Source organism: Mycobacterium sp. NGS58, assembly GCF_059812385.1.
This window is the reverse complement of record NZ_JCALCO010000004.1, coordinates 80,082-103,004: the sequence shown is the minus strand read 5'-3', so window position 1 is coordinate 103,004 and position 22,923 is coordinate 80,082. Positions and strand designations below refer to the sequence as shown.

General features: G+C 68.1%; 21 protein-coding genes. 13 read left to right on the top strand and 8 right to left on the bottom strand.

Going from position 1 to position 22,923, the window contains the following annotated elements; translation table 11 throughout:
* Both rpe and ribD read left to right on the top strand, forming a co-directional pair.
* Positions 1-699, top strand: a complete 699-nt coding sequence (gene rpe / locus AC5Y4H_RS05710) for a ribulose-phosphate 3-epimerase (protein ID WP_499979314.1) — start codon at positions 1-3, stop codon at positions 697-699.
* Complete coding sequence (gene ribD / locus AC5Y4H_RS05705) at positions 696-1,721, top strand: bifunctional diaminohydroxyphosphoribosylaminopyrimidine deaminase/5-amino-6-(5-phosphoribosylamino)uracil reductase RibD (protein ID WP_499979313.1); 1,026 nt, start codon at positions 696-698, stop codon at positions 1,719-1,721. The genes rpe and ribD overlap by 4 nt, the downstream gene beginning before the upstream one ends.
* Here the strand turns inward: ribD and AC5Y4H_RS05700 are convergent.
* Both AC5Y4H_RS05700 and AC5Y4H_RS05695 read right to left on the bottom strand, forming a co-directional pair.
* Positions 1,718-3,277 carry an MFS transporter gene (locus AC5Y4H_RS05700; protein WP_499979577.1) on the bottom strand — a complete coding sequence of 520 codons (1,560 nt, stop codon included), beginning with the start codon at positions 3,275-3,277 and terminating at the stop codon, positions 1,718-1,720. The two genes, ribD and AC5Y4H_RS05700, sit on opposite strands and share 4 nt — an antisense overlap.
* Before the next feature lie 17 nt (positions 3,278-3,294).
* Positions 3,295-4,002 (bottom strand): LppX_LprAFG lipoprotein, encoded by a 708-nt coding sequence (locus tag AC5Y4H_RS05695; RefSeq protein WP_499979312.1) that lies wholly within the window; start codon positions 4,000-4,002, stop codon positions 3,295-3,297.
* A gap of 117 nt (positions 4,003-4,119) precedes the next feature.
* Here AC5Y4H_RS05695 and AC5Y4H_RS05690 point away from each other — a divergent pair, with 117 nt between their 5' ends.
* Complete coding sequence (locus AC5Y4H_RS05690) at positions 4,120-4,776, top strand: riboflavin synthase (protein ID WP_499979310.1); 657 nt, start codon at positions 4,120-4,122, stop codon at positions 4,774-4,776.
* 415 nt (positions 4,777-5,191) lie between these two features.
* Here AC5Y4H_RS05690 and AC5Y4H_RS05685 read toward each other — a convergent pair whose 3' ends face one another.
* The gene (locus AC5Y4H_RS05685) at positions 5,192-5,491 is read right to left on the bottom strand and encodes an Mtp family mycobacterial-type pilin (protein ID WP_499979307.1); all 300 of its coding nucleotides are present in this window, start codon (positions 5,489-5,491) and stop codon (positions 5,192-5,194) included.
* A 678-nt stretch (positions 5,492-6,169) separates the two neighbouring features.
* Between AC5Y4H_RS05685 and AC5Y4H_RS05680 the strand changes: the two genes are divergently transcribed.
* The 4 genes from AC5Y4H_RS05680 to AC5Y4H_RS05665 are packed head-to-tail and all read left to right on the top strand — an operon-like array spanning position 6,170 to position 9,095.
* Complete coding sequence (locus tag AC5Y4H_RS05680; RefSeq protein WP_499979306.1) at positions 6,170-7,447, top strand: bifunctional 3,4-dihydroxy-2-butanone-4-phosphate synthase/GTP cyclohydrolase II; 1,278 nt, start codon at positions 6,170-6,172, stop codon at positions 7,445-7,447.
* Positions 7,444-7,926 (top strand): 6,7-dimethyl-8-ribityllumazine synthase, encoded by a 483-nt coding sequence (gene ribH / locus AC5Y4H_RS05675; RefSeq protein WP_499979304.1) that lies wholly within the window; start codon positions 7,444-7,446, stop codon positions 7,924-7,926. The genes AC5Y4H_RS05680 and ribH overlap by 4 nt, the downstream gene beginning before the upstream one ends.
* Positions 7,923-8,393: a PH domain-containing protein gene (locus AC5Y4H_RS05670; protein WP_499979302.1), complete on the top strand. Its 471-nt coding sequence runs from the start codon at positions 7,923-7,925 to the stop codon at positions 8,391-8,393. Before ribH ends, AC5Y4H_RS05670 begins: the two co-directional genes overlap by 4 nt.
* A gap of 18 nt (positions 8,394-8,411) precedes the next feature.
* A complete protein-coding gene (locus tag AC5Y4H_RS05665; RefSeq protein ID WP_499979301.1) occupies positions 8,412-9,095 on the top strand; it encodes a hypothetical protein in 684 nt (227 codons plus the stop codon).
* 31 nt (positions 9,096-9,126) lie between these two features.
* On the opposite strand, the gene AC5Y4H_RS05660 is transcribed toward AC5Y4H_RS05665, so the two are convergent.
* Positions 9,127-10,584, bottom strand: a complete 1,458-nt coding sequence (locus AC5Y4H_RS05660; protein WP_499979298.1) for a PPE family protein — start codon at positions 10,582-10,584, stop codon at positions 9,127-9,129.
* Between the two features lie 257 nt (positions 10,585-10,841).
* Complete coding sequence (locus AC5Y4H_RS05655) at positions 10,842-12,023, bottom strand: cupin domain-containing protein (protein ID WP_499979575.1); 1,182 nt, start codon at positions 12,021-12,023, stop codon at positions 10,842-10,844.
* Positions 12,024-12,125: 102 nt separating this feature from the next.
* On the opposite strand from AC5Y4H_RS05655, the gene uvrC reads away from it, so the two are divergent.
* From uvrC to AC5Y4H_RS05630, 5 genes are all read left to right on the top strand, one after another.
* Positions 12,126-14,069 (top strand): excinuclease ABC subunit UvrC, encoded by a 1,944-nt coding sequence (gene uvrC / locus AC5Y4H_RS05650; RefSeq protein ID WP_499979295.1) that lies wholly within the window; start codon positions 12,126-12,128, stop codon positions 14,067-14,069.
* A complete protein-coding gene (gene rapZ, locus AC5Y4H_RS05645; protein WP_499979294.1) occupies positions 14,066-14,986 on the top strand; it encodes an RNase adapter RapZ in 921 nt (306 codons plus the stop codon). The genes uvrC and rapZ overlap by 4 nt, the downstream gene beginning before the upstream one ends.
* Positions 14,987-14,994: 8 nt before the next feature.
* Complete coding sequence (gene yvcK / locus AC5Y4H_RS05640; RefSeq protein ID WP_499979571.1) at positions 14,995-16,056, top strand: uridine diphosphate-N-acetylglucosamine-binding protein YvcK; 1,062 nt, start codon at positions 14,995-14,997, stop codon at positions 16,054-16,056.
* Complete coding sequence (gene whiA / locus AC5Y4H_RS05635) at positions 16,053-17,030, top strand: DNA-binding protein WhiA (protein WP_499979293.1); 978 nt, start codon at positions 16,053-16,055, stop codon at positions 17,028-17,030. The genes yvcK and whiA overlap by 4 nt, the downstream gene beginning before the upstream one ends.
* A 65-nt stretch (positions 17,031-17,095) precedes the next feature.
* Positions 17,096-18,490 (top strand): WS/DGAT/MGAT family O-acyltransferase, encoded by a 1,395-nt coding sequence (locus tag AC5Y4H_RS05630; protein ID WP_499979291.1) that lies wholly within the window; start codon positions 17,096-17,098, stop codon positions 18,488-18,490.
* Here AC5Y4H_RS05630 and AC5Y4H_RS05625 read toward each other — a convergent pair.
* From AC5Y4H_RS05625 to AC5Y4H_RS05615, 3 genes are read right to left on the bottom strand one after another with little or no spacing between them, the layout of a single operon-like run.
* Positions 18,487-19,752: an alpha/beta hydrolase gene (locus AC5Y4H_RS05625; RefSeq protein WP_499979569.1), complete on the bottom strand. Its 1,266-nt coding sequence runs from the start codon at positions 19,750-19,752 to the stop codon at positions 18,487-18,489. The genes AC5Y4H_RS05630 and AC5Y4H_RS05625 overlap by 4 nt on opposite strands.
* A gap of 5 nt (positions 19,753-19,757) precedes the next feature.
* The gene (gene fadD12 / locus AC5Y4H_RS05620) at positions 19,758-21,398 is read right to left on the bottom strand and encodes an acyl-CoA ligase FadD12 (RefSeq protein WP_499979290.1); all 1,641 of its coding nucleotides are present in this window, start codon (positions 21,396-21,398) and stop codon (positions 19,758-19,760) included.
* Positions 21,399-21,401: 3 nt separating this feature from the next.
* The gene (locus AC5Y4H_RS05615) at positions 21,402-22,142 is read right to left on the bottom strand and encodes a lysophospholipid acyltransferase family protein (RefSeq protein WP_499979566.1); all 741 of its coding nucleotides are present in this window, start codon (positions 22,140-22,142) and stop codon (positions 21,402-21,404) included.
* Between the two features lie 452 nt (positions 22,143-22,594).
* Between AC5Y4H_RS05615 and AC5Y4H_RS05610 the strand changes: the two genes are divergently transcribed.
* Positions 22,595-22,819 carry a hypothetical protein gene (locus AC5Y4H_RS05610; protein WP_499979289.1) on the top strand — a complete coding sequence of 75 codons (225 nt, stop codon included), beginning with the start codon at positions 22,595-22,597 and terminating at the stop codon, positions 22,817-22,819.
* The last annotated feature ends 104 nt before the right edge of the window (positions 22,820-22,923 follow it).

The window sequence follows — 22,923 nt, the reverse complement described above, 5'->3', positions numbered from 1 at the left end:
ATGCCTCGCAATACGGAACCGTTGAAGGGGCCTTTGATCGCGCCGTCGATCCTTTCCGCCGACTTTTCCCGGCTCGCCGACGAAGCCGCCGCCGTGACCGGCGCCGACTGGTTGCATGTCGACGTGATGGACAACCACTTCGTGCCGAACCTGACCCTCGGGCTGCCGGTGGTGGAGAGCCTGCTGGCCGCCACCACCATCCCGATGGACTGCCATCTGATGATCGAGGACCCCGACCGCTGGGCGCCCCCGTACGCCGAGGCGGGCGCCTACAACGTCACCTTCCACGCCGAGGCCACGCAGAATCCGATCGCGGTGGCCCGCGATATCCGCGCCGCCGGCGCCAAAGCGGGCATCAGCGTCAAGCCGGGAACCCCGCTGGAGCCCTACCTGGAGATTCTGCCGCAGTTCGACACCCTGCTCATCATGTCTGTGGAGCCGGGGTTCGGTGGCCAGAGCTTCATCCCCGAGGTGCTGAGCAAGGTGCGTACCGCGCGCAAGCTCATCGAGGCGGGGGAGTTGACGATCCTGGTCGAAATCGATGGCGGCATCAACGAGGACACCATCGAGCAGGCCGCCGAGGCCGGCGTCGACTGCTTCGTCGCGGGGTCGGCCGTCTACGGCGCCGAAGACCCGGAGGCCGCGATCGACGCGTTGCGCCGCCAGGCGGCCGACGCGTCCCCGCACCTGCGTCGATGACGGTCCCGCCGGGCGACAGCCTTGACGCCGCGATGCGCCTGGCGATCGACCAGTCCAATCACGTCAAGGGGACCACGTATCCGAACCCGCCGGTGGGCGCGGTCGTCTTGAACGCCGCTGGCGAGGTGGTGGGTGTCGGCGCCACCGAACCGGCAGGGGGCGATCACGCCGAGGTCCTGGCGCTGCGTCGGGCCGGTGATCTGGCGGCCGGCGGCACCGCCGTGGTCACCCTCGAGCCGTGCAACCACTACGGCAGAACCCCGCCGTGCGTGAACGCGCTGCTGGACGCGAGGGTGGGCACCGTTGTGTACGCCGTCGGCGACCCGAACCCGGAGGCCGCCGGTGGAGCGGCCCGCCTCGAGAAGGAGGGCGTGGCGGTGCACTCCGGCGTGCTGGCCGACGAGGTGAGCGGTGGCCCGCTGCGGGAGTGGCTACACAAGCAACGAACCGGGCTTCCGCATCTGACCTGGAAATACGCCAGCAGTGTCGACGGCCGCAGCGCGGCCGCGGACGGCTCCAGCCAGTGGATTTCCAGTGAGGCCTCGCGGCTGGATCTGCATCGCCGCCGCGCGGCCGCCGACGCGATCGTGGTGGGGACCGGCACCGTGCTGGCCGACGACCCGGCGTTGACCGCCCGGCTGCCCGACGGCTCACTGGCCAACCGGCAACCGCTGCGCGTCGTCGTCGGGAAGCGTGAAATACCCTCGGAAGCAAAGGTTCTCAACGACGATTCGCGAACCATGCTGATTCGCACGCACGACCCACTAGAGGTGCTCAAGGCGGTGTCGGACCGTACCGATGTGCTGCTGGAGGGCGGCCCGACTCTGGCGGGCGCGTTCCTGCGGGCCGGGCTGGTCAACCGGATTCTGGCTTACGTCGCGCCGACCCTGCTGGGCGGCCCCGTCACCGCGGTCGACGACGTGGGGGTGACCACGATCGCGCGAGCGCTGCGCTGGCAGTTCGACGGCATCGACCGGGTCGGGCCCGACCTGTTGCTCAGCCTGGTGCCGCGAAGCGCCTAGCGCTCACCCAGCGAGACCGCTTGCGGCTCGGGAATTTCCGGCTCTTCGGCGTGCTCTTTACGCCCACCGAGCAGCAGGCCCAGCAGGGCACCCGCGATACAGATCACGACCGTGGCCAGGAAGATGTCGCCGTACATCTGGGCGAAGGCCTTGAGGTACAGCGTGCCCTGCGCGGCGATGCGCTCCAACAGGGTGGCGTTGGGCGGGATCTCGGCAGTCAGGTTCGCGACGATCTGGTTGAACCGGTAGAGGCCCCACGCGCTGAGCGCGGCCACACCGATCAGCATGCCGGTCATCCGGGCCACCACCACCGCAGCCGAGGCGATGCCGTGCTGCGCGGAGGGCACCACGCGCAGCGCGGCAGAGGTGAGCGGCCCGATCACCAGGCCGAGGCCGATGCCTGCCACCAGCAGGTCGGCGTGCAGCACGGGCACGCTGAACAGCCCGAAGATGTTGTGCTTCTGGTCCATCACGTCCTGGCGCCAAAAGTGAATCAGCCAGTACCCGTAGGCGGCGATCAGCAGCCCGGCGAAGGTCATGATCCGGTCACCGACCCGGGTGGCGATCCAGCCGCCCAGCACCGCCCCGATCGGCAAAGCGATCAGGAACCACAGCAACAGCCCGGCGGCCTGGGCCTGGTCCTCGCCCAGCACGCCCTGGCCGAACAGCTCCACGTCCACCAGCGTCACCATCAGCGCGGCACCGGCGAACAGTGAGGCGCCCAGCGCGGCCAGGAAGGGGCGGAAGTGGACGCCCGCCGGTTCGATCAGCCGAGTGCGCGCGAAGCGCTCCCAGAGCAAAAACAGCACCGCCACCACGACCGCCCCGATGACCAGCGGCAACCCGTAGCTCGGGAGGATCTGCTTGCCGTCGGGTTGGGGGTTGTAGAGGCCGATCACGGCCAGACCGAGGGCGACCGCCAGCAACACGCCACCGACCAGGTCGACCTTCTCGGGCTCCTCGACCCGTTGGTGTGACGGGAGGCTGAACTGGATCATCACCATCGCGATGAGGGTCAGCGGGACGTTGATCCAGAACACGTATCGCCAGTCGTGGAACAAGAAGACGATGAAAATCCCGTACAGCGGGCCCAGCACGCTACCGAGTTCCTGGGCGGCGCCGATGCCGCCGAGCACACCGGCCCGGTTGCGCTGAGCCCACAAATCGGCCCCCAGCGCGAGGGTGACCGGCAACAGTGCGCCACTGGCCACACCCTGGATGGTGCGGCCGCCGACCAGCAGGTGGAAATCGCCCCAGTGACCGGCCAGCGCGGTGACCACGGAGCCGACCATGAACAGCGCCAGGCTGACCTGCAGCACCAGCTTGCGGCCGAATCGGTCGGAAGCGCGGCCCAACAGTGGCATGGCGGCGATGTAGCCCAGCAGGTACATCGTGATGATCCAGGTGATGCGCTGCAGCTGGTTAATCGGGATGTGAACGTCGGTCATGATGTCGCGCATGATCGTCACGACGACGTAGGCGTCCAGGGCGCCCAGCAGGACCGCAAGGCTGCCCGCGCTGATCGCTACGCGGCGTCCGGTCTGGTGCCCGGCCAGGGCCTCGGTCCCGGCGGTCACTGGCTCACCGGGGGCTTGGTGACCTGAACCTGCTCGCCCCAGTTGGACAGGGTGATCTGGGCGGTGTTGCCCGAGCTCTTCTGCAGATTGGCCTGGACCAGCTGGTGGTCACCGCTCTCTTGGATCCACACCGTGCTCGGCACCGGCTGCGTCGCGTTGAACTGCGGCACGATCTTGTTCACCGCGTCCGCGGAGACGTTCCCGCTGATCCTGACCGTGTTCTGGCCGTTGATGTTGTCGCGGCCCTCGGACTTGGCGTTGGTGAAGTTCGCGAGCACGTTACCGAGCCCGGTGTCGGGGTTCAGCAGCACCGACACGTCGTAGATGTCGGACGCCTTGCCGAAGTCACTCCACTTGTTCGGGGTGAGGGCGGCGTACAGGGTCCCGTCGACCACCACGAAGTTCGCGTCGATGTCGGACCCGCCCAGGGTGATCGTCGCGTTGCCCGATGCGGCGGTGGAAGGCGCCGTGGTGAGGTCACCGGTCAGTGTCTTGAGCGGTAGCCCCTGGATCTTGCCCTGAACGCTCAGCACGAGGTGCGCGCTCTTGACATTCTTGGTCGCGGCGGACGACTGCTTGACCAAGGTCGAGGCATCGGGAAGCGGTGCGCCGCTCTGCTTGGAGCCCGACGAACAGCCTGCGATCAAGGCGGTGGCGAGGGTCAGGGATGCGATGACGGCCGATAGACGGCGGCGGGTCTGCATACTGTGCATCGTAAAGGGTGCCGGTGACTGCTCTGGTGAACGCGGGGTGCCGGTGTCGCCGGGGCGCTGGTCTTTGCCTGCTCATCAGCGTGCATGCGGGCCAATTAGCCTAAGCAGATGTTTACCGGGATTGTCGAGGAACTCGGCGAGGTGACTGCTCGTGACGTCCTTCCCGACGCGGCGCGGCTGACCATCCGCGGCGCCGTCGTGACGGCGGACGCGGGCCACGGCGATTCGATCGCGGTCAACGGTGTGTGCCTCACGGTCGCGGAGCTGTTGCCCGACGGTCAGTTCACTGCGGACGTGATGGCCGAATCGCTCAAGCGGTCCAACTTGGGCGAATTGCAGGTCGGCAGCCGCGTGAACCTGGAGCGCGCCGCGGCCGTCAACAGCCGGCTGGGCGGACACATCGTGCAGGGGCACGTCGACGGGACGGGGCGCATCGTGTCCCGGGCGCCGTCCGACAACTGGGAAGTGGTGCGAATCGAGATGCCGGCCGAGGTGGCCCGCTACGTCGTGGAGAAGGGATCGATCACCGTCGACGGGATTTCATTGACGGTGTCCGGGCTGGGCGGCGACCCGGGGAACTGGTTCGAAGTCTCGTTGATACCCACCACCCGCGAATTGACCACCTTGGGCCGCGCTGCGGTCGGGACGCCGGTGAACCTCGAGGTCGACATCATCGCCAAGTACGTTGAGCGGCTGCTCTCGCGGCCAGAAGGGCAGGCCGGGCATGGCTCAGGCCGCCCTGGCGAGCGGGTTATTCCACTCTGATTGCGTCAAGGTCGATTGTGATGACGCCCGACGACACCAGCATCACGCCTCCGGTCAGCGCCGCGGCCAGCGCGACGGCTTTCAGCATCTTTTTGCTGCTCTTGGTCTTCAGCGGTCACACCTTCTGCTCGTGAGCTGAGGCGGCACGTTGACTGCCGCCGGGCGGCCCGACGGTATCGGCCTATTGACGGATGTGCAAATAATTGGCGCAGTCGGCGCGAATGACTTTCTTCGTGACTGAGCACGCCCCGCAGCCCTCGGAGGCGCGTCATTCGTCGGGATTGCGGGCGCCCGCTACGAGCCGAACGCCGCTGAATCGCCAACTACGTTGAGCGATTCATGAAAACAGGCCGCTGGCCGCGGCGTCTCGCACCGCGGCTGCGGCCTGTCTGGGATCAGCGGATTGCTCGGCTGATTACACGGGGCGCCAGTTGGGGCCTTCCCAGTAGCCCCAATGGTTCATGCCGGGGTCCCAGACGATCTGAGCCCACGGTGCCCACGGCGGCGGAGGCGGCGGTGGCCCCGCCCACGGCGGAGCCCCGTAGCCGGCCGGGCCGCCGTAATTGTTGTCGTCCCAGTCACGGCAGTTGTTCCAGTTCTGATAGGGGCCCCAGCCCGGGTCCCACTGCTCCCCCGGGCACCAGTGATGGTGATACATAGGTGCAGGCGGAGGCGCCGCGGCAGCGGTGCCGGTGGACAGTCCGAGCGCGGACATGGCCAAACCGCCGGCCGCGAGCGCGCCGGTACACAGGCGGACCCACGGTCGTTTTTGTGTGTTGGTATTCATGCGGGCTGTATTGCCCTTGGCAATGCGCGCGAAACCCTATTTATCCTTTGCTTGTGTCAAATTTTGGGCACAGCCAACACATATCTGGTGCAAAGGCTTTCGGTGTATAAAGCCCTGTCCTGGCGATATTTTGGCACCTAGTGACGGTATCGCCGGACGGCAAACCATTCTCGGCATCGGCATCTTGTTTGCGGGCGACCTCGGGGACAATTAGAGGCTCTGCCATTTACGGCTGCGAAAAGTATTCCGGCGCCACGGTCTGCCCCGCCCGGCCGTTGAAGCCGCGTTGGCCGTCCCGTCGGGCGAATCTGTGATTCCGGCAACGATTAGGCGACGCCTCTCACGGCGACCAACCTTGGTCCGGCACCGGGACGCCAATGGATTCCGCGGCGACGGGATCGCTGCGGGGGCATCGGAAGTGGTCAGGCCATCGGCACCGCCCACCGGCTCGGCGGCGCAATGCCTTCCGGAGCCGTCCCGCTGATCGAGCCGCGGCAATAACGGGGGCGCCCCCGTGGTTCATACTGAATGCAACACGTGGGCTTCTCGTGTGAGCGGTATCGACAGTGTTCTCCGTCGGACGGCGGGAACGGCGAGGTAGCAAAGATGACGAGGTTGGACTCCGTCGAGCGGGCGGTTGCCGACATTGCGGCCGGCAAGGCCGTCATCGTCATCGACGACGAGGATCGCGAGAACGAGGGCGATCTGATCTTCGCCGCCGAGAAGGCGACGCCGGAGATGGTGGCGTTCATGGTGCGCTACACCTCGGGCTACCTGTGCGTGCCGCTGGACGGTGCCATCTGCGACCGGCTGGGGCTGCTGCCGATGTACGCGGTGAACCAGGACAAGCACGGCACGGCCTACACCGTCACGGTCGACGCGCGGCGGGGCGTGGGCACCGGAATTTCCGCCTCGGACCGGGCCACCACAATGCGCCTGCTGGCCGATCCCACCACCGTCGCCGACGACTTCACCCGGCCGGGTCATGTGGTTCCGTTGCGCGCCAAGGACGGTGGCGTGTTGCGCCGTCCCGGTCACACCGAGGCCGCCGTCGACCTCGCTCGGCTGGCCGGGTTGCAGCCCGCGGGCGCGATCTGCGAGATCGTCAGCCAAAAAGACGAGGGCTCGATGGCGCAGACCGACGAGCTGCGGGTGTTCGCCGACGAACACGACCTTGCGATGATCACTATCGCCGATTTGATCGAGTGGCGACGCAAGCACGAGAAGCACATCGCCCGGATCGCCGAGGCCCGGATTCCGACTCGGCACGGGGAGTTCCGTGCGATCGGCTACGCCAGCATCTACGAAGAGGTCGAGCACGTCGCGCTGGTGCGCGGCGACATCGCCGGGCCCAACTCCGAGGGTGACGACGTGCTGGTGCGCGTGCACTCCGAATGCCTGACCGGCGATGTGTTCGGTTCGCGCCGCTGCGATTGCGGCCCGCAGCTAGACGCGGCGATGGCGATGGTCGCCCGCGAGGGACGCGGCATCGTGCTGTACATGCGCGGCCACGAGGGCCGCGGCATCGGACTGATGCACAAGCTGCAGGCCTACCAATTGCAGGATGCCGGTGAAGACACCGTCGACGCCAATCTCAAGCTCGGATTGCCGGCTGATGCAAGGGATTACGGCATCGGCGCGCAGATACTGGTGGATCTCGGGGTGCGCTCGATGCGGCTGCTGACCAACAACCCGGCCAAGCGGGTCGGGCTGGACGGGTACGGCCTGCACATCATCGAGCGCGTGCCGTTGCCGGTGCGCGCCAACGCGGAGAACATCCGTTACCTGATGACCAAGCGGGACAAGATGGGCCACGACTTGGCCGGGTTGGACGATTTTCACGAATCCGTCCATTTGCCAGGCGAATTCGGCGGTGCTCTGTGAGTGGTGGCGCCGGCGTGCCGGAGATGCCGGCGGTTGACGCTGCGGGTGTGCGGCTCGGCATCGTGGCAAGCACCTGGCACAGGGAGATCTGCGACGCGCTGCTCGACGGCGCACGCAAGGTCGCCGCCGAATCGGGCGTCGACGACCCTACGGTGGTCCGTGTGCTGGGCGCGATCGAAATCCCGGTGGTGGCACAGGAATTGGCCCGCAATCACGATGCCGTCGTCGCGCTGGGGGTCGTGATCCGCGGGCAGACACCGCATTTCGAATATGTCTGCGACGCGGTGACTCAGGGACTGACCCGGGTCTCGCTGGACGCCTCGACGCCGGTCGCCAATGGCGTGCTGACCACCGACAACGAGCAGCAGGCCCTGGATCGCGCCGGGCTTCCCGCGTCGGCCGAGGACAAAGGGGCCCAGGCGGCCGGCGCGGCCCTGTCCGCCGCGCTCACCCTGCGTGAGTTGCGCGCTCGGTCGTGACGTCGCCTTCGGACCGCGAGACCTGGGATGCGGTGTTGCGTCCCCATCGCACACCGCTGTTCGCCTATGGGGCGGCGTTCCTCATCGCCGCGGCGCACATCGTGGTCGGCCTGCTGCTCAAGGTGAGCTCTACCGGGGTGGTCTTTCAGACCTCCGATCAGGTGGCGATCGCGGCGCTGGGTCTAATCATCGCCGGAGTCGTGCTGTTGTTCGCGCGGCCGCGGCTGCGAGTGGGACCGGCCGGTGTTTCGGTCAGAAACCTGTTGGGCGACAAGCTGATCGAATGGCCGGATGTTGCCGGAGTGTCGTTCCCGGTGGGCCACCGATGGGCACGAATCGACTTACCCGATGACGAGTACATACCGGTGATGGCCATCCAGGCCGTTGACAAGGGCCGCGCCGTGGACGCCATGGACACGGTGCGCTCGCTGCTGGTGCGCTATCGACCGGACCTGCAGACGCGCTGAGCGCTGTACCATCGGCCGATGGCACTTCGGGCACGCGCGGCCGCGGTTGCCGTCGCCGTCGCCGCCATGCTGGCGCTCAGTGGTTGCAACGTTGTGGTGGGGGGACGGGCGGTCGGGGCGTCCGGTCAGTCGGGGCGAGCGCCGTCCGCCCCGGTGAAACACCCGACGCCCCGCGCGCAAGACCTGCTGCTGCAGACCGGGGACGACACGCCTTTCGGAGCGGCGACCGCGATGCCGGTGGGCGACGACTACTTCACCACGGCCCAGCCCCCGAATTGCGAAGCGGCCGTGGTGTTCGAGAACTCGCCCCTGCGGCCGCCGGGCGCAGCTGAGCACGCCGAATCCGCTTACCGCTTCGCCGGTTCGGCAACCTACGGTGAGTCGGTCGACATCTACGGCGACCCGTTGGACGTCCAGCACGTGGTGGTTGACGGTTTCATCGCGATCGGCCAGTGCCGCGGCGACGCCGTCGGGGTGACCCGAGACGGAAGGTCAGCGTCGATGCACCTCAGCGACGTCGATACCTCGTCGCACGTCGCCGTGGTGTGGACGATGACCCAGCCGGGATGGACCTGTGACTACGGGCTGGCGGCCCTGCCGCGAGCGGTCCTGCTGCTGTCGGCTTGTGATGCCAAGCCCGGGTTCCCCATGGCGGACTGGACTGCGAAACGCCTCGCGCAGATCAGCGGGCGTACCGCGTAGAAACCGGGGCCGGCCACGACCGCGGCTCCCCTCACGGACCGTCTGATTCCCCTTCTTCGGTCTCGGGACTCCAGCTGCTCGGCAGCAGAGGCCGATTCGGGCTGTCCGCCAATGAAGTGCCGGCAAGTGTGGTCAAGCCCGCCGGAGCGGCGTCGGCCTCGCGGGCGGTGCCGGCGAACCCCATACGCCCCGCACCCAGATCGGAAGCCCCTGAATACTCGGCGGATTCCGCGCCGGAACTTTGGTCGAGGTATTCGTAGCGGCGACCCGGGTCGATCACGCCCGGCCGGGCGCGCCGGCGCCGCCGAGCCTGTTCCCGTGCGGCCGGGACGGCGGGCGCCGCGACCGCGTCGGGGTCCGGCGACTTCTGCCCGGCGGGGGAGCCGATGGTCATGTTCGTGCCGGCCCCCAGACCGGGAGGCCCGACCACGTACGGGTAGCTGAATGCCGGGGCGCCGGGGGCGGGCGGCGCCGGTGCCGCGACCGATGGCGGCCCCGCGGCGGGGGCGGGCGCGTGCATCGGGGCGGTGGCAGGGGTCGAAGCGGGCGCGCCGAGCCCGGGAGCCATCGCGACCGGCACTCCGGTGTGTGACGGAGCCGGCGCGGGTGCCACGGCCGGCAGCGTGGGGGCGGGTTGGGTGACGCCCGCCAGCCCGGCCAGCCCGGCCAAGCCCGGGGCACCCGCGACGGGGATGAAGGGCGCGATCAGGCCGAACGAGAGTTGCGTCAACTCCGGCACTTGCGGGGCGAAGTAGAGGAGCGACTCGCCCGCCCAGTGGGGAACCTCGGTCACCAGTAGCGGGTCGGTCATCAAGTCGGAGAGGGTCGCGGACGGGTTCGAGGGCGACTGGCTCAGGTCACCGCTGATGGCCCTGGCCACTTCCTGCACGCGAGTTACCCACCAGCTCAACTGAGTTGGGTTTCCGCCGGCATCCTGGTTGGGAAGATCGGTTTTCTGAATCGCCGGCGGTGGGGCGGTGGGCGGTTTCCACGTCATCGCGGTCTCGGCCACGGCTTCGTAGATCGCCATCGTGGTAGCCGCCTGCAGCCACATCTGCAGATACTCGATCTCGTTTTGTGCGATCGGAATCGTGTTGACACCGAAGAAATTCGTCGCCACCAGTTGCGCGAAGACGGCGTGGTTGGTGGCCAGCTCCTCGAGCGTCGGCATGGCCGACAGCGCGGCGGTATAGGCTGCGGCCACAGTCTCGGACTCGCGGGCCGCCGCGGTGCTGTTGGCGCTGTTCTGCAAAAGCCATGCCAGATATGGCACATGGGCGGCCACGAAGGCCTCGGCGCTGGGGCCCTGCCACGTGCCGGCCTGCACCGCCGCCAGCAACTCGCCGAGTTCCTGTGCGGCGGAGTCATATTCGGCACTGAGTGCCTGCCACGCCTGCTCCGCGGACAGTAAGGAGCCGGGCCCGGGTCCGCTGGACAGCGCCGCCGAATGCACCTCCGGGGGAAACGCGGCCCAGATCGGCATGGTCATCGTCGGCCGCCCGCGTGCGCGCGTGCTGCCATGTTGCGCTCCTCCCGAAACGAAGGCGGTCCCGCGACAGTTGCGGGCCCGTCGAGCACATAGCGGCCGCTATCGCGTCGTGAGCGAACCGCCGCGTCGACGTGCCGCGACGGGCCGGCTAAGCGATATCGCCAACGTAGCAGCCCGCATATGCCAAATTTTACGCTGTAAACAACCGGAAATGCGGATATAAACCGGGAGATTCACCGGAGATGCGAAGCTGATTGTCAGCCATCGGACAGGCGGACGAGGAACCCGTTCAGAATCAGAGTCTGCGCCAGCCCCGTTTGCTGCGGCGCGCTCAGCCCGGGCAGATCCCCGACCCGAAAAGGCCCTGTACTGCCGGCCAGGAACAGCATCGCCGCTTCATGGTCGGCGCCGGCGCCCACCGCCAGCTGAGCGAACTGCAACACGACGCGGTCCTCGACCTGTGCCACTCGCGCATAGAGCGGCTCGTACTTCGCGACGAGCGTTTCCCCGTCGATGCCGACAGTGTCGCCGACCCGCCCGACCGGAGGGCATCGGCCGCGCCGGACCAAGACGTCGGCCAGCGCGTCGAGGCCTTCGGTGAGGACCTCGGGATCCTCGACTGCCCGCAGGCTGTCCCGCACGATGTCGCCCAGGCCCTCGCGGGCGGTTACGTCATCCAGGTGCCGCGGCGACAATCGGGCGTGCACGCGCGGGTCGCGCAGGCTCAGCGCGTACAACGCGTGCGTGACGAGCGTGAGCACGGTGGGAGCGTGGAGCCCGATCGTCAGATGGACCGACGGCTCGGAGCGCGTCTCGGCCGAATGCACTTGGCCGCGCGGCAAATACAGCACGTCGCCGGGCCGCATGCACATGTCGGTCGACGACGTGAGCCCGCCCGTCCCTACCCCCTTTCGTCGCTGGATCTCGTGTGGCGGCACGGCGGCGGTACTGGACACATGCCACGTCTTGGATCCCTGGATCTGCAAAACCAGTACGTCGTGTGGGTCGTAATGCGGGACGAAGCCGGTCGATTCCGGCGGCGTGACGTAGGCGTTGACCCGGGTCGGGAAGTTCAGCTCGACTTCGATGGAGTGAGACAACCACGCGATCGTGCGCGAGTACCGCTCGAGTCCGTTCACGACGATGGTGTAGCCGTCGGCCAGGCCGTCGCGCACCCGGACCGGATCCAGGCCGCCGTCGGCGCGGCGATAGGTCTCCGGATCCTTGTCCTCGCCGCCCTTGACGAGTCGCACGGCCGACGGTTCGGGCTGCACCTGCTCAAGGAGCCCGCCGACGACCGAAGGCCCGGGCAGCAGCCGGTCGAAGTAGCCCGGCTGGCATCGCTCGATGTGGTGGTGCCTGCTCGCCCAGATCTCGTCGAGGAAGGTGTCGACGCCGACAGGCTGCAGCAACCAGGCTAGCGAGGAATCGACGGTAATCCCCCCCAAACATCGTGGCGACCGGTATGCACCACAGTAGACCGGCACCCGCACGGGCCCCGCCTTTCTCGGCACGTCGCCGGCGGCTACTAGCCTGGATCTGTGCCCGATCCCGCCACCTACCGCCCCGCGCCCGGGTCCATCCCGGTCGAGCCTGGCGTCTACCGTTTCCGGGATCCGCACGGGCGAGTCATCTACGTCGGCAAGGCCAAGAGCCTGCGCAGCCGGCTGACGTCATACTTCGCCGATATCTCCAGCCTGCACCCGCGAACCCGGCAGATGGTGACCACCGCGGCGAAGGTCGAGTGGACGGTGGTCAACACCGAAGTCGAGGCGCTGCAGCTCGAATACAACTGGATCAAAGAGTTCGACCCGCGGTTCAACGTCCGGTACCGCGACGACAAGACCTATCCGGTGCTGGCGGTGACCCTCAACGAGGAGTTCCCGCGACTGATGGTCTATCGCGGCCCCCGCCGCAAAGGGGTGCGATATTTCGGCCCGTACTCGCACGCGTGGGCCATCCGGGAAACGCTGGACCTGCTCACCCGGGTGTTTCCGGCTCGTACCTGCTCGGCGGGAGTGTTCAAGCGGCACAAGCAGATCGACCGTCCCTGCCTGCTCGGCTACATCGACAAGTGCTCGGCGCCGTGCATCGGCAGGGTCAGTGCGGAGCAGCACCGCCAGATCGTGGACGATTTCTGCGACTTCCTGTCCGGCAAGACCGACCGGTTCGCGCGGGAGCTGGAACAGCAGATGAACGCCGCGGCCGAGCAACTCGATTTCGAGCGGGCCGCGCGGCTGCGTGACGACCTGGGCGCGGTGAAGAGGGCGATGGAAAAGCAGGCCGTCGTCTTCGGCGACGGCACCGATGCGGATGTGGTGGCCTTCGCCGACGACGAGCTCGAGGCCGCGGTCCAGGTGTTCCACGTCCGCGGCGGCCGGGTCCGCGGCCAGCGCGGCTGGATCGTCGAAAAGTCCGCAGACCCGGGCGATTCCGGTGAGGAACAATTGGTCGAGCAGTTCCTGACCCAGTTCTACGGTGAGCAGGCCGAATTGGGCGGCGCCGCAGACGAATCGGTGAACCCGGTGCCGCGCGAGGTGCTGGTGCCCTGCCTGCCGTCCAACAGCGGGGAGCTGACCAGCTGGCTGTCCGGCTTGCGCGGCTCCCGGGTGGCGCTGCGGGTGCCACAGCGTGGCGACAAGCGTGCGCTCGCCGAAACCGTGCAGCGCAATGCGAAAGACGCGCTGCAGCAACACAAACTGAGGCGGGCCGGCGATTTCAACGCCAGATCCGCTGCGCTGCAGAACATCCAGGAGGCCCTCGGCCTGTCCGACGCGCCGCTGCGCATCGAATGCGTCGACATCAGCCATGTGCAGGGCACCGACGTGGTGGGCTCGCTGGTGGTGTTCGAGGATGGCCTGCCGCGCAAGTCGGACTATCGGCATTTCGGCATCCGGGAAGCAGCCGGACAGGGGCGCTCCGACGACGTCGCGTCCATCGCCGAGGTGACCCGTCGCCGCTTCGCGCGGCACCTGAGTGAGCAAAACGACCCCAATATGCTTTCCCCGGAAGGAAAGTCGCGCCGTTTCGCGTACCCGCCGAACCTCTACGTCGTCGACGGCGGTGCGCCACAAGTCAACGCGGCCAGTGCGGCGCTCGAGGAACTCGGCGTCACCGACGTCGCGGTGATCGGCCTGGCCAAGCGGCTGGAAGAGGTGTGGGTGCCCTCCGAGCCCGACCCCGTGATCATGCCGCGCAACAGCGAGGGGCTTTATTTGCTGCAACGGGTCCGTGACGAAGCGCACCGGTTCGCGATCACCTACCATCGCAGCAAGCGGTCCAAGCGAATGACGGCGTCGGTGCTGGATTCGGTGCCAGGATTGGGAGAACATCGCCGCAAGGCATTGGTAAGCCATTTCGGATCGATAGCCCGCCTCAAGGAGGCCACCGTCGACCAGATCACCGCGGTTCCCGGCATCGGGGTGGCAACCGCCACCGCCGTCCTGGAGGCGCTGCGACCCGAGCAATCCGAGGCTGCCCCATGACGGGCCAAGGTGAGTTCGCGGGCGGTCACTCGGTGGACGCCCCGGCCGGTATCGACGTCGTTCTGGTGACCGGGTTATCCGGCGCCGGGCGGGGTACCGCAGCCAAGGTGCTCGAAGACCTCGGCTGGTACGTGGCCGACAACTTGCCCCCGCAGCTGATTACCCGGATGGTCGATTTCGGTCTGGCCGCCGGCTCGCGGATCACCCAGCTGGCGGTGGTGATGGACGTGCGGTCGCGTGGCTTCACCGGCGATCTGGACTCGGTGCGCACCGAACTGGCTACCCGAAACATCGCCCCGCGCGTGGTGTTCATGGAAGCATCTGACGACATGCTGGTGCGCCGCTACGAACAGAATCGTCGCAGCCATCCGCTGCAGGGCGATCAGACCCTGGCCGAGGGCATCGCCGCGGAGCGCCGGATGCTGGCATCGGTTCGCGCCACCGCCGACCTGATCATCGACACCTCGACGCTGTCGGTGCGCGGCCTCCGCGAGACCATCGAGCGGGCGTTCGGCGGCGCCGCCAGCGCGACCACTAGCGTCACGGTCGAGTCGTTCGGCTTCAAGTACGGCCTGCCGATGGACGCCGACATGGTGATGGACGTGCGGTTCCTGCCGAACCCGCACTGGGTCGACGAGTTGCGTCCGCTGACCGGGCGGGACCCGGCGGTGCGGGACTACGTGTTGAGCCAGCCCGGCGCGGCCGAGTTCCTCGACGCATACCATCGATTGCTGTCTCTGGTCGTCGACGGCTACCGCCGGGAGGGCAAGCGCTATATGACGGTCGGCATCGGCTGCACCGGCGGCAAGCATCGCAGCGTTGCGATCGCCGAGGCATTGATGCAGTTGCTGAACGCCCAGAAGGGGGACGCGCAACTGTCGGTGCGGGTGCTGCACCGGGATCTGGGCCGCGAATGACCGAGCCGATGAACCGGGGCATCGTCGCGCTGGGCGGCGGACACGGCCTGTACGCGACGCTGTCGGCGGCCCGCCGGCTGACTCCTCATGTGACCGCGGTGGTAACCGTCGCCGACGACGGTGGCTCCTCCGGCCGGCTGCGCAGCGAACTGGACGTCGTGCCTCCCGGCGATCTGCGAATGGCATTGGCGGCCTTAGCATCTGACAGCCCTCACGGGCGGCTGTGGGCGACCATCCTGCAGCACCGGTTCGGCGGCAGCGGCGCCCTGGCCGGGCATCCGATCGGCAACCTGCTGCTGGCCGGCCTGTCCGAAGTCCTCGCCGATCCGGTGGCCGCACTTGACGAGCTGGGGCGCATCCTGGGTGTCAAGGGGCGGGTGCTGCCGATGTGCCCGGTCGCGCTGCAGATCGAGGCCGATGTCTCCGGTCTGGAAAGTGACCCGCGGATGTTCCGGCTGATCCGCGGCCAGGTGGCGATCGCGACCACGCCGGGCAAGGTGCGCCGCGTGCGTCTGCTACCCGACAACCCCCCGGCGACACGGCAGGCCGTCGACGCCATCATGGCCGCGGATTTAGTCGTGCTGGGCCCCGGCTCGTGGTTCACCAGCGTGATCCCGCATGTTCTGGTGCCGGGACTGGCCGCCGCGCTACGGGCAACCACCGCGCGGCGCGCCCTGGTGCTCAATCTGGTGGCCGAGCCGGGGGAGACGGCCGGCTTCTCCGTCGAGCGTCATCTGCACGTGCTGGCGCAGCACGCGCCGGAATTCGGCGTGCACGACATCATCATCGACGCCGAACGGGTGCCCAGTGAGCGCGAACGCGATCAACTGCGCCGCACCGCCACACTGCTCTCGGCCGAGGTCCACTTCGTCGATGTGGCCAGACCTGGTACACCTTTACATGATCCAGGCAAGCTCGCGGCGGCCCTGGACGGGGTCCGGGCGGCCCGTAAAGCTCCGGGAGCGTCTCCGGTCACGGCCTCCGCGGATATTCGGGTGGGCGGTGCAAACCCACAAGCCGGGGGTGGACCGGCCGGCAGCGGACCAAGGGGTGACGACGCGTGGCGATGACGACCGAAGTCAAGGACGAACTGAGCCGCCTCATGGTGAAATCGGTCAGCGCGCGCCGGGCGGAAGTGACTTCCCTGCTGAGGTTCGCCGGCGGGCTGCACATCGTCGGCGGCCGCGTCGTGGTCGAGGCCGAGGTGGACCTCGGCAACGTCGCCCGGCGGCTGCGCAAGGACATCTTCGAGCTCTACGGATACAACGCCGTCGTGCATGTGTTGTCGGCCAGCGGGATTCGCAAGAGCACCCGATACGTGCTGCGGGTGGCCAATGACGGTGAGGCGCTGGCCCGCCAGACCGGCCTGCTCGACAATCGCGGCCGCCCGGTTCGCGGTCTGCCGGCGCAGGTGGTGGGGGGCAGCGTCGGTGATGCCGAGGCCGCATGGCGGGGAGCCTTCCTGGCGCACGGGTCGCTGACCGAGCCGGGACGTTCGTCGGCGCTGGAAGTCAGCTGTCCCGGCCCGGAGGCGGCGCTGGCGTTGGTGGGGGCCGCGCGCCGGCTCGGTGTCAGCGCCAAGGCCCGCGAGGTGCGTGGCGCCGACCGGGTGGTGGTGCGCGACGGCGAGGCGATCGGCGCATTGCTCACCCGGATGGGCGCCCAGGACACCCGGCTGGTGTGGGAGGAGCGCCGGATGCGGCGCGAGGTCCGGGCCACGGCCAACCGGCTGGCCAACTTCGACGATGCCAATCTGCGCCGATCGGCCCGGGCGGCGGTCGCGGCGGCCGCCCGGGTGGAACGGGCGCTGGAGATCCTGGGCGACACCGTTCCGGACCATCTCGCGTCGGCCGGGAAGTTGCGCGTCGAGCACCGGCAGGCATCACTTGAGGAACTCGGCCGGCTCGCCGATCCTCCGATGACGAAAGATGCTGTGGCGGGCCGTATTCGGCGGCTGCTGTCGATGGCCGATCGCAAGGCGAAGGTCGAGGGCATCCCCGACACCGAGTCAGCGGTCACGCCGGATTTGCTGGAGGACGCCTGATCGCGTCCCGCTGATTGTTGGGCATTCGCTGGTGGGGACGGGCTTGGGGGGACTACGTTCAGGGAATGAAACGGCTTTCGAGTGTCGACGCGGCATTTTGGTCGGCAGAAACCGCGGGCTGGCACATGCACGTGGGGGCGTTGGCGATTTGCGACCCGAAGGAGTCCTCCGAGTACAGCTTTCAACGCCTCCGTCAATTGCTGATCGAGCGCCTGCCGGAGGTGCCGCAATTGCGGTGGCGGGTCACCGGCGCGCCACTGGGCCTGGACAGGCCCTGGTTCGTCGAGGACGAAGAACTCGACGTCGACTTCCACGTTCGCCGAATCGGTGTTCCCGCGCCGGGCGGTCGCCGCGAGCTCGAGGAGCTGGTGGGCCGGCTGATGTCCTACAAGCTGGACCGCTCCCGGCCGCTGTGGGAGATGTGGGTGATCGAGGGCGTCGAGGGCGGCCGGATCGCCACGCTGACCAAGATGCACCACGCCATCGTCGACGGAGTCTCGGGTGCCGGCCTGGGTGAAATTCTGTTGGACGTCACTCCGGAACCGCGTGCGCCGCAACAGGAAACGGTCGGATCACTGGTGGGTTTCAAACTGCCGGGACTGGAGCGGCGCGCCGTCGGGGCCCTCATCAACGTCGGGGTCAAGACGCCGTTCCGCATCGCGCGGCTGATGGAGCAGACCGTGCGTCAGCAGGTCGCCACCCTGGGTGTGCGCAGCAGGCCGCCGCGCTATTTCGAGGCGCCCAAAACCCGCTTCAATGCGCCGGTCTCGCCGCACCGGCGCATCACCGGCTGCCGCGTCGAACTGGCCCGCGCCAAAGTCGTCAAGGACGCCTACGGCGTCAAGCTCAACGACGTCGTGCTGGCGCTGGTGGCCGGCGCCGCGCGCGACTACCTACAGAAGCGCGGTGAGCTGCCCGCCAAACCGCTGATCGCGCAGATCCCCGTGTCCACCCGCACCGACGAGAACAAGGACGACATCGGCAACAAGGTGAGCTCGATGACCGTCTCGTTGGCCACCGACGTCGACGACCCGGGGGAGCGGCTGCGGACCATCCACGAAAGCACCCAGAGCGCCAAGCTGATGGCCAAGGCGTTGTCGGCGCATCAGATCATGGGGCTGACCGAGACCACCCCCCCGGGGTTGCTGGGGCTGGCCGCGCGGGCCTACACGGCCAGCGGTCTGTCACGAAACCTGGCTCCCATCAACCTGGTCGTCTCGAACGTCCCCGGCCCGCCGTTCCCGCTGTACATGGCGGGCGCCAAGCTGGATTCGCTGGTGCCGTTGGGACCGCCGGTGATGGACGTCGCGCTGAACATCACCTGCTTCTCCTATACCGACTACCTGGACTTCGGTTTCGTGACGACGCCCGAGGTGGCCAACGACATCGACGACATGGCCGATCGGATCGAGCCGGCGCTGACCGACCTGGAGAAGGCCGCCGCGCGGGAGAGCAGCTAGTCGCGCTCGGGCGGATTCGTCGCGTACACCCACGACAGGAATCGACCCACCGCCTCGGCGGACCGATGAGCCCGCGGGGAACTGAATATGTCGAAAGCGTGTTGGGCGTGCGGTAATTCGGCGTAGGCGACCGGGTTCTTGGATACCCCACGCAGTTCCTGGACGAACTCTTCGGCCTCGCCGACCGGGATGAGCGAATCGTCGTGGCCGTGCAGAACGAAGAAGGGCGGCGCGTCGGCGCGCAGCCGCCGGATCGGTGAGGCGTCGACGTAGGTGTCGCGGTGTGTGGCGAATTTCTTTTTGACAACGAACTTTTGGAGCAGATCCACGAATTCGCGCCGGCCTTCGCCCTCGGTGGAGAACCAGTCGTAGCGCCCGTACACCGGCACGGCGGCGACCACCGAGGTGTCGGCGTCCTCGAAGCCGGGCTGGAACTTCGGGTCGTTGGGCGTCAACGCCGCGAGCGAGCAGAGGTGGCCGCCGGCGGATCCGCCGGTGATCGCCACGAAGTTGGGATCCCCGCCGTAGCGGGAGATGTTCTCCTTGACCCAGGCCAGCGCGCGTTTGACGTCGACGATGTGGTCGGGCCAGGTGTGTCGCGGCGACACCCGGTAGCCGATCGACACGCAGACCCAGCCGCGCGCGGCCAGGTGGCTCATCAGCGGGTAGGCCTGGGGGCGGCGCATGCCGATCACCCAGGCGCCGCCGGGCACCTGCAGCAGCACCGGCGCCTTGCCGTCGCGCGGCAGATCGTGGCGGCGCCAGATGTCGGCGAGGTTGGCCCGGCCATGCGGACCGTAGGACACCACGTTGGTCTTCTCGACGTAGCGGCGGCGCGCGATGGTGTTGCCCAGCGGCAGAGTGCGCCGTCCGCTGCGCGTCGGTGTTGTCTGGGGCAGCTTGCTCAGCGCCTCTTCGTAGTCATCGCCCAGTTGGTCGCGCAGCCCCGCCTCCAGCACCGGCCCGGGAGTGGTGACGCCGCGATACTTGATCACGCCCAGGACGGCCCAGGAAGCCACGGTCAGCGCCAGGGCGGCCCTTCCGCGCCGTCCCGTGAAGTCGCCGCGGCGACCGCGCCGCAGCGCGTCGAGCAGCGAGGCGGAGAAGTAGACGCCGGGCACCTCCGAGGCCGGCCAGCCGAACCAGAAGACCAGCACGGTGCTGTATCCCTTGCGGGCCAGCGGACGTAATCCGTTGGCCGCGTTGGCCAACTCGAGAGCGGCCCGCGCCAGCGGCCGGGGCTTTCTGATCGTCCGCGCCAGCCGCGTCACCCCTGCACCCGCGCTTGCAAATCGGCGCGCAGGATCTTGCCGGTGCTGCTGCGTGGAAGTTCGTCCAGCACAGTGATTTCGCGGGGGGTTTTGTAGTTGGCCAGGTTCTCCCGCACGTGCTGCTTGAGCGCCTCGGGAGCGGCGGCCGCGTCGAGCGTGGCGCCGGGCTCCAGCACCACGAAGGCCGCCAGCCGCTGCCCGTATTGTTCGTCGTCCACGCCGATCACCGACGCCTCCGCCACGTCGGGGTGCGCAGCCAAGGTCTTCTCCACCTCGATCGGGTACACGTTCTCGCCGCCGGACACGATCATCTCGTCATCGCGTCCGACGACGAACAGGCGACCCGCCTCGTCCAGGTAACCCACGTCGCCCGACGACATGAATCCAGCGTGGAAGTCCTTCCCTTTGCCGGTGGAGCCCTCGGTGTAACCGTCGAACTGGGTGTTGTTGCGCACGTAGATGCTGCCGACCTCGCCGGTCGGCAGCTCGTTGAATTCCGGGTCCAGGATTCGTATTTCGGTTCCCCCCGCGGGCCGGCCCGCGGTGTCGGGCGCGGCCCGCAGGTCCTGCGGGGTTGCGGTGGCGATCATGCCGGCCTCGGTGGCGTTGTAGTTGTTGTAGATCACGTCGCCGAACTCGTCCATGAACGCGATGACCACGTCGGGCCGCATCCGCGATCCCGATGCCGCGGCGAATCGCAGGGACCGGCCGTTGTAGCGGCGTCGCACCTCGGCCGGCAACTCCATGATGCGGTCGAACATCACCGGCACCACGGCAAGCCCGGTGGCCTGGTGGCGGTCGATGAGATCCAGGGTCGCCTCGGGGTCGAATTTGCGCCGGGTGATCACCGTGCAGGCCATGGACGCGGCGAAGATCAACTGGGAGAAGCCCCAGGCGTGGAACATGGGCGCGACGATCACGACGTTTTCCTCGGCCCGCCACGGCGTGCGGTCCAGGATCGCCTTGAGGGTGCCTATTCCGGCGTTGCCCCCGGTTTGGTTGGCGCCCTTGGGCGTTCCGGTGGTGCCGGAGGTGAGCAGGATCATCCTGCCCTTGCGGCCCGAGCGCTGCGGCTGTTGCCCGGAGTGCCTCGCGATCATCTCCTCGACGGTGAGATCGTGCTGCCCATCGGTCCACGCCACGATGCGGCCGGCGTCCGGCCTGTCGGCCAGCGCGCGGTCCACCGTCGGGGTGAACTCCTCGTCGTACACCACGGCGTCCACGCCCTCGCGGTTGACCACCTCGGCCAGCGCCGGCCCCGCGAACGACGTGTTGAGCAGCACGACGTCGGAGCCGATCCGGCTGGCAGCCACCACCGCCTCGACGAAGCCGCGGTGGTTGCGGCACATGACGCCCACGACCTTCGGCTGGCCCGCGGGCAGGCGTTGCAGCGCGGCGCCGAACGCGTTGATCCGTTCGTCGAGTTCCCGCCAGGTCAGCGTGCCGCGTTCGTCGATCAGCCCCGGACGGTCGGGGCAACGCTGCGCCGCACTGGCGAAGCCCACGGTCATGCCCATGCCCTCGCGGCGCATGGCCGCGGCCATCTTGAGGTAGCGGTCGGGCCGCATCGGCGCGATCATGCGGGCGCGGCTCAGCGTGGTGACCAGTCCGAGGGTCTCGCTCAACGGATTCGGCATCGCTCAGCCCAGGATCGGGAAGCGGCGCTTGGCGGCCAGCTCGGTCAGGGCCTCCTGCATCACCGACCGCACGTATGCGTCGACCTCATCGACGTCGGGGTCGTCGCCGAACTGCTGGGCGATGTCGATGGGTGGGAGCACCTGGGTCACGATCTTGGTGGGCAGCGGCAGGTTCGGCGGGATCACCGCGCTCAGGCCGAAGGGGAAGCCGAACGACAACGGCAGTATCGCGCTGCGCAGCAAGCGTTTAATGCCCAGCCGCTCGGCCAGCCAGGTGCCCCGGGTCAGATACAGCTGGGTCTCCTGCCCGCCGATGGACACCGCCGGCACGATCGGGACGCCCGCCTCGATCGCCGTGCGGATGTATCCCTTGCGGCCGTTGAAGTCGATGACGTTCTCCGACAGGGTGGGCCGGTAGGCGTCGTAGTCTCCGCCGGGAAACACGATCACCACCCCGCCGGACCGCAGCGCCTGGGCGGCGTTCTCCCGGTTGGCGCGGATGTATCCGGTGCGCCGGAAGAAGTCTCCGGTGGGCCCGGTCATGAGAATGTCGTGGCTCAGCGTGTAGACGGGGCGGTCATAACCGAGCTTGTCGTAGAAGTGGACGCTGAAGATCGGGACGTCCATGGGGAACATGCCGCCGGAGTGGTTGCCGACCACCAGCGCCCCGCCGGGCGGGAACGCGTCCAGGCCGTGCACCTCGGACCGGAAATAGGTTTTCAGGACCGGGCGCATGACCGCCATCAGTCGCTGGGTCAGGCCGGGGTCGAATTTGCCGATGTCCCCGCCGCCGGGTTTGCCGTTGTCGGTCACGTTCCTCCCTTGACGCTCGCGGGGCCGCTTCGCCGAGTCGAATCGATGGTAGCGACCGGGGCCCGGCCGCTGTCATGGTGTTTCGTCTTTGAAGGTCCGAAGGTGTGGTGTGGGTCGGGCGGGGGCGCTATCGTTACGGCGCCCTAAGCAATCCTCGAGCAAAGGGGATCCCGATGGACGTAGCCGGTCTGTCACCCGAATCTGGCGCGCGCTCGAGCGTTACACGCAGACCTGGCGCCGTCCGCGACCGCCGCAGACGGCGCTCGCATGCCACGGTCCGGGCGGAGGCGGCTCGCCGGAGCCAAGTACCGTCCCGGCGCGCACCGGCCGTCGAACGGGCCGCGGGTGCGCTCGCGGAGGCCGCCCCGGAGACGGCGGACCGGTTGCAGGCCGAATACTTCGTGCGACTGCTGACTAGGCGGCGCGGCCTCATCGATCAGCGCATCGACGAGTATCAGCGCAAGATCGCCGCCGCGGAAGCCAAGGGCGACGCCGACGCCGTGGCTGATTTCCGCCGCCTGGTGCGCGTCGCCGACCAGGATCGGGAGACCCTGGACGTCCTGATCGACAAGCTGCGTCTGCGCTTTGTCCGCCCGGCACCGGCGTAGGCACCCCCTGCGGTCCGCCGGGCCCCGCTGGCGTGTGCTGAATCATCGGTTGCAGCAGCTAGTTTCGTGATCGCTCCGCTGACGGCTAGCCCGGCGCAGATCGC